Annotated in this window: 4 protein-coding genes; 1 reads left to right on the forward strand and 3 read right to left on the reverse strand. The window is 67.0% G+C overall.

The window, feature by feature from the left end; genetic code table 11:
• Positions 1-309: 309 nt before the first annotated feature.
• Both FVW27_RS05985 and FVW27_RS05990 read right to left on the reverse strand, forming a co-directional pair.
• Entirely contained in the window at positions 310-1,497 is a 1,188-nt protein-coding gene (locus tag FVW27_RS05985; RefSeq protein WP_243838240.1) for a sensor histidine kinase, read from the reverse strand.
• Positions 1,497-1,781 carry an XRE family transcriptional regulator gene (locus FVW27_RS05990; protein ID WP_167123581.1) on the reverse strand — a complete coding sequence of 95 codons (285 nt, stop codon included), beginning with the start codon at positions 1,779-1,781 and terminating at the stop codon, positions 1,497-1,499. Before FVW27_RS05990 ends, FVW27_RS05985 begins: the two co-directional genes overlap by 1 nt.
• A gap of 506 nt (positions 1,782-2,287) precedes the next feature.
• On the opposite strand from FVW27_RS05990, the gene FVW27_RS05995 reads away from it, so the two are divergent.
• Positions 2,288-2,980: an XRE family transcriptional regulator gene (locus tag FVW27_RS05995; RefSeq protein ID WP_167123582.1), complete on the forward strand. Its 693-nt coding sequence runs from the start codon at positions 2,288-2,290 to the stop codon at positions 2,978-2,980.
• Between the two features lie 127 nt (positions 2,981-3,107).
• Here FVW27_RS05995 and FVW27_RS06000 read toward each other — a convergent pair whose 3' ends face one another.
• Positions 3,108-5,933 carry a molybdopterin-dependent oxidoreductase gene (locus tag FVW27_RS06000; RefSeq protein WP_167123584.1) on the reverse strand — a complete coding sequence of 942 codons (2,826 nt, stop codon included), beginning with the start codon at positions 5,931-5,933 and terminating at the stop codon, positions 3,108-3,110.
• Positions 5,934-6,083 lie beyond the last annotated feature (150 nt).

Consider the following 6,083-nt stretch of genomic DNA (forward strand, 5'->3'; position numbering starts at 1 on the left):
GCGCGCACCATTGTTCCGGAGGGCGGCCCGGCTGCCGCCTCCCCCGCTCCGGCGGTCCGGCGCTCCGGCGACGCGGGCTGCACCCCGCGACCGGTGGAATGCCGGACGGAACATCCGCGATGCATCGGTTCCTTGATGCATCCTCCTGTCCGCGGACCACCCTGCACGGCCACGCGGAAAGGCCCCCGGCTTGCGCCGGGGGCCTTGTGCGTCATGGCATGAACATGCGCGGGCCGGGGAGCCGAACGCCGGAGTCGGAAAAATCCTGCGGCTCCGTTCCCCGACCGCCCCGCCTTGCCCGAAAACATGCTAGCCGACGGATTTTTCCCCGGCCCCTCTCTCACCGCCCGGAGCCCCATCGGTGGGGGACTGTGTTCCTTCATCCGGAGCGACCGTTTTCCCCACGGGCAGGTCGACGCGGAACACGCTGCCCTCGCCGGGATGCGATTCCACGGTCATGCGTCCTTCGTGCCCCTTGGTGATGATGAAGTACGACACCGACAGGCCAAGGCCCGTCCCTACCCCCGGCGGCTTGGTGGTGTAGAACGGCTCGAAGATGCGGCGCTGCACCTCCGGCGGCATGCCGGGGCCGTTGTCCTCCACCTCCAGGCGCAGCCAGCCCTCCAGCGGAAAGATACGCAGCACGATACGCGGGTCGTCGCGGGGCGGTTCCATGCCCGCCAGAGCCTGTGCCGCGTTGCGCAGCAGGTTCAGCAGCACCTGTTCCATCTCGGTCTCCACGCAGGGCACCGGGGGCAGGTCGTCCGCCATGCGGATATCGATGCTGATCTTTCTGAAATCGTAATTCTTCTTCAGGTCGTAATCGCTGGCTGCCAGGTTCACGGCGCGGTCCACCAGCCCCCTCAGGTCGCAGGCGGTGCTGCGCGCGACGCTGCTGCGGCTGAAATCCAGCATGTGCCGGATGATATCCGAAATACGGACGGCGGCAGTCCGGATATCCTCGATGAGCCGGTCCATCTCGCGGGCTTGCAGATATCGTTGCAACGCCCCGAGATCCAGCCCCGCCTCCCGTGCGGCCTTGACGTTGGCGGGCAGGACGGCGTTCATGCGATGCTTCACGGTCTGCGAAGTCTGCATGATGACTGCGAGCGGGTTGTTGATCTCGTGGGCGATGCCCGCCGCCATGTCGCCAGCCGACAGCGCCTTTTCGGCCTGGGCCATCACCTCCTGCATCTTCCGCAGTTCCGTGGCGTTGCGCAGCGCCAGGACGAACAGGCGTTTGCCGCCCATGTCCACGGCCTGCCCGGACAAGGGGCATGCCACCAGAGACGCCGTTGCGGCATGCGAGGGAATGCCCTCCAATGACGTGATCAACGCCTTGAGCTGGCTGAGGAACACCGCTCCATCGCCATCGAAGGTGCCGATCCTTGCGTTGACGCCCGTCAGAAAGGCTTCCCGCCCAACAATGCGCAACTCGCCGGATTCTATTTCCAGGTTCGCATTGTCGGGGACAGTCAAGGCGATGCCCTGGAGCATCACGTCCCCGTCCCTTCCTCTTGCGTGGGCAGCAGATCCATGGCGTGCTCGGACCGGGGGTCGAACAGGTACCGTTCCGGCACACCCGCCGCCCGCAAGGCATCAAGAACCCGAATCGAATGCGAGTTGCCCTGCAACACTTTGAGGACAGCCTGATGGGAAATGCCAAGGGCTTCCGCTATCCGTTTGGCGTTGGTGTTGTTACGGTCCAATACCTCGCGAATCCGAAAGCGCATCCGTGCCCGGCGCACTCCGCAAAGCTGCCGCTGTTCCAGATTCATCATGTTCCTTCCTCCCACAGTCTCTTGCGGTTTCGGGGATTCCACATCCTGCTGGCACGCCCGACCGTTGCCACACGGCTTGCGCGCCCTCCGGCCGACATGACATCCGCCGCCTGCACAAATGTTACGGACCTCGCCGCCCTGCCGCGATGTGGCTCACGGCAAACGCAGGCCGACAGATCCCATCATGCCCCCCCCCCGAAAGAAATCGCCGCGGCTCACCGTCGGGCATGCAGGCTTCAGGATGGATAGGCCGCCCGATCCGTAATGTATCGTTGCCGTTGACCCACGACAGCGGGGCAGGTAGGTTGGCTTTTGTGGGATCATGTGCAACCCTCTACAAGCCATTATCAGCTCATTCATAATCCCGTTCCAGCGGCAAATCAAGCCAAAACCAGCTAAAACGCGCAGCACCAACTCTTACCACACTATCACGCAACTTCGCGGTACTACACCGACATTACGAGAGCAACCCACAATAAAACCTTTTCAAGTGGAACAGTTGCGGTATGAGCAACATTCAGAAACGGCTCAAGGAGCTGCGCGGGCAAATCAGTCAAGCCAGATTTGCACAAATCATTGGGGTGCCGCAAACCACTCTCGGCAGATACGAGCGTGGCGATTCCCTGCCGGATATTGCATTTGCAAGCCATGTCTGCCTGATGCTCGATGTGAATCCCAACTGGCTGTTATTGGGAAAGGGCCCCATGCGCCAGACGCTACGGCCCGAAGGCGCGGCAGACAGGCCCGCGCCATCGTCGGCAATGCCCGAAGGCGCCGGTTGCGAGTTTGTCATGGTGCCGATGGTGGCGGCCCGGCTCTCGACGGAAAACGGCGCTTTCGCCTCGCGGGAGGGCACGGAAGGGGAATACGCCTTCAGGACGGAGTTCCTGCAGCGCCGGGGGACCCCGTCGAGCATGGTGCTCATGCGTGTCGACGGTGACGGCATGGAGCCCTACGTCCTGAACGGCGACGCGGTGCTGATCGACCAGAGCCAACGCGACACACGTCCGGGCAAGGTATACGCCGTGGATGTCGAGGGCATGGTATACCTCAAGGTCATCAACGCCGTGCCCGGCAAGCTGCTTCTCACCGGCTACAACGCGGCCTGTCCGCCCCTGGCGATCGATGTGCGCGACGGCCTGGCCGACGGCATCCGCATCCTTGGCCGCGCAGTGTGGGTTGGACGCGAACTGCACTAGGCGCGATCAACCTCCACACCCTTTCGCCATGGAGGATACGGGGCGTGCGCTTTCGCCGTGCGATTCCAAAGCGTACGGGCATGGTCCCGACCACAGGCGCTCCCGCCCGGCCCGCGCCGGGGCGGCCTTAACGCCCTTCCCGCCGGGCAAGGGCCAGCCACGCCGCCGCCACCTTGCGGCAGAACGCCCCGGAGGCTTCCACCAGCAGGGGCATGTCGCGGGCCAGGTCGTCGAAGTACACGTCGTCGAACTTTTCGCGGTAGCTCGCGTATTCGCCCAGGCGCCCCTTGGGGAACCTGTCCACCCAGTCCTGCACTATGGCGGAATCCACCTCCAGGTGGAACTGGAACCCGTACGAGGCGTTGCCCACGCGAAAGCACTGGTTGCGGCACCGGACGCCCCGCACCAGCAGGGTGGCCCTTGGCGGCAGGTCGAAGGTGTCCTCGTGGAAGGACATCAGGCGCGGCAGGGACAGCGCGCCGGACAGAGCCGGACCCAGCACGGGATCGGCCAGGCCCGCCTCGGTGGGCGTGCAGGACAGGAAGCCGAACTCCAGCGCATCCATGGTCCACGGCCTACCGCCATGGGCGCGGGCCAGCAGTTGCGCCCCCAGGCAGATGCCCGCCACCGGCCTGCCCGCCGCGTCGAAGGCGCGCAGCAGGTCCATCAGATGCGGGAAATGCGGCGAACCCGCATCGTCCCGGCAGTGCTGCGGCCCACCCAGCACCACCAGCGCGTCGTACCTGGCCAATGCCTCGTCACGGGGCGGCAGGGCGTCTCCCGCCGAAGGCACGTCACCCAATCCGGGCCGCAGGGTGGTCAGCACCGCGCCGCAGCGCGCCAGTTCCTTGCAGAAATTGCCGCCCGGGGCGTCGTTGCTGTGCTGCACCACCAGCACGCGCAGGCCCGTGACCCCGTCGCAAGGCCACGGGGTTACCCGCACGCTGGTTTCGTAGTACGGCGTGCCGCGCCCCACCTGGCTGGACAGCGCACGGGTGAGCAGGTTCAGCCCGTGCCCGGCCTTGTTCCAGCCACCCCGCTCGGCCACCAGGATGTCCGCCCGCTGGCCGTCTGCGGTGCGCAGGATGGCCTTCACCGCGCCCACGCAGCTTTCCACCCGCACCACCGCGCCGTCGGCCAAGCCCAGCCGGGCGGCCTCTTCCGTGGCCAGCACCACCTCGGCCAGGGCGTCGTGCTCGGCCATGGTGCGTTCGGAGCAGATGTACCCGTGCGGGGCGATGGTCAGCAGGCGGTAGGGATAGTCCGGCTCCACCGTGCCCAGCCCTGCGGGGGCGAAGTCGGTCATGAACAGGAACTTGCCGGACGGCGTGGGAAAGGCCTTGTCCGCCCAGGGCACCATGGGCGCGTCCAGCCGAAAGGCCCCGGCGCGCAGCCGCTCCGGCGTGCAGCCCTGCTGCCACACGGGCGTGCACAGGTCGCGCAGCCATTCGTCCACGCCGCGCCGGAAGCGGTCCGCAAAGGGAAAGCGCGCCGCAAGGCCGTGGAACATCATAAATTCCGAACGGCACTCGCCCACCGGCTCGATGGCCTTGTTCACCGGCCCCACGTAGTTGTGGCCGTAGCTGGCCACGGCGTCGTCTTCTTCCAGGAATGTGGTGGCGGGCAGGAAGACGTGGGCGAGATCCGCCGTGTCGTCCATGAAGTGGCCGGAGTAGACCACGAATTCCGCCTTGCGGAAGGCGCGGGCAACGGCCCCGGCATCCGCCGCCATGCAGGCCGGGTTGCCCGCCGTGACCATGATCATGCGGATTTCCGGGTCGCGCGCATTCAGTATCTCGCGCCCGATCTCGGGCAGCAGCAGGGTGCGCCGGGGCGGGTTCAGCCCGTCGCCCCAGTACTGCTGGTCGTAGGGGCCGTATTCCTCGAAGCCCTGGCTCACCCCGCCGCCCGGCACGCCGATGTTGCCGCTGATGGCCCCCAGCGCATCCACGGCGCGGATGGACAGGTGCGCCGCCTCGTGCCGGTGCATGCCCCAGCCCAGCAGGATGGACGTGGGCCGCTGGCGCAGCATCGTGTCCGCCAGAAATTCCGCGTCGGCCACGGGTACGTCGCAGCGGGCGCACAGGTCGTCCACCGTGTACCGGTCAAGGATGCGCAGGTATTCCGCCGCGCCCTCGGCGTGGCGCTGCATGAATGCGCGGTCCTCGCCCCCGGCGCGCAGGATGAGCCTGGTCACGGCCATGGCCAGGAAGGCATCCGTGCCCGCGCACGGCGCGATGTGCCGGTCGGCCAGCGGGGCCGAACGGTTGCGGACCGGGTCCACCAGAATGACCGTTGCCCCCCGCTTGCGGATGTCGCGCAGGATGGGCACCAGGCTGATCTGGGTGGATGCCGGATTCCGGCCCCACAGAATGAGTGAATTGCTGTTGTAGTGGTCCAGCGGGTCGTGCGAGACGCGCTGGCCGAAGTCGAGGTTCTGCGCACCCTGCCCCGCCCCGCCGCACAGCGAGCCGCGCAGGGTGGTCACCCCGCCGAACAGGTTGAAGAAGTAGCGGTTCAGCAGCTTCAGCGCGGTGCGTTCGCCGTAGCCCTGATAGTACAGGATGGCTTCCGTGCCGGATTCGTCGCGGATGGCGGTCATGCGCGCGGCGATGCGGTCCAGCGCCTCGTCCCACGCGGCGCGCCGCCACGGCTGGTGTCGGTGGTCGCGCACCAGCGGCTGCGTGATGCGTTCCGGGCTGTACACCCGCTTCACGTAGCGCTGCGCCTTGACGCAGGCCTTGCCCCGCGTCAGCGGGTGGTCCGGGTCGCCCGCAAGCCGCACCAGGCGGCCATCGCGCACGGTGGCCACAAGGCCGCAGCTGTTGGGACAGTCACGGGTGCAACTGGTGATGATGCGTTGTTCGGTGACGGCTTCGCCTGTCGCGTGGCCGGAAGATCTGCCGGGGGCTTCCCCGGTCGCATGGGCCGCATGGGCCGATGTGTTGCGCATGTCGCTTCCATCCCGTGGCGCAACCCCGGATGGTGGCCCGCAGGCCGGAAAGAAGCATGCCCTGCCCGCACGCCCGCTGCCCCGTACATGGCACAGCCGCCCCGGCGCGGCAAGCGCCCCGTCCGGCTTCCGCATGGCCGCCACCGGCCC

It is taken from the genome of Nitratidesulfovibrio liaohensis (assembly GCF_011682075.1).
GTDB lineage: Bacteria > Desulfobacterota > Desulfovibrionia > Desulfovibrionales > Desulfovibrionaceae > Cupidesulfovibrio > Cupidesulfovibrio liaohensis.

What these genes read in the sequence shown, in the direction of transcription:
- FVW27_RS05985 (WP_243838240.1), bottom strand. Translation starts at nt 1,497, where the DNA reads ATGCTCCAGGGCATCGCCTTGACTGTCCCCGACAATGCGAACCTGGAA.
- FVW27_RS05990 (WP_167123581.1), bottom strand. Translation starts at nt 1,781, where the DNA reads ATGATGAATCTGGAACAGCGGCAGCTTTGCGGAGTGCGCCGGGCACGG.
- FVW27_RS05995 (WP_167123582.1), top strand. Translation starts at nt 2,288, where the DNA reads ATGAGCAACATTCAGAAACGGCTCAAGGAGCTGCGCGGGCAAATCAGT.
- FVW27_RS06000 (WP_167123584.1), bottom strand. Translation starts at nt 5,933, where the DNA reads ATGCGCAACACATCGGCCCATGCGGCCCATGCGACCGGGGAAGCCCCC.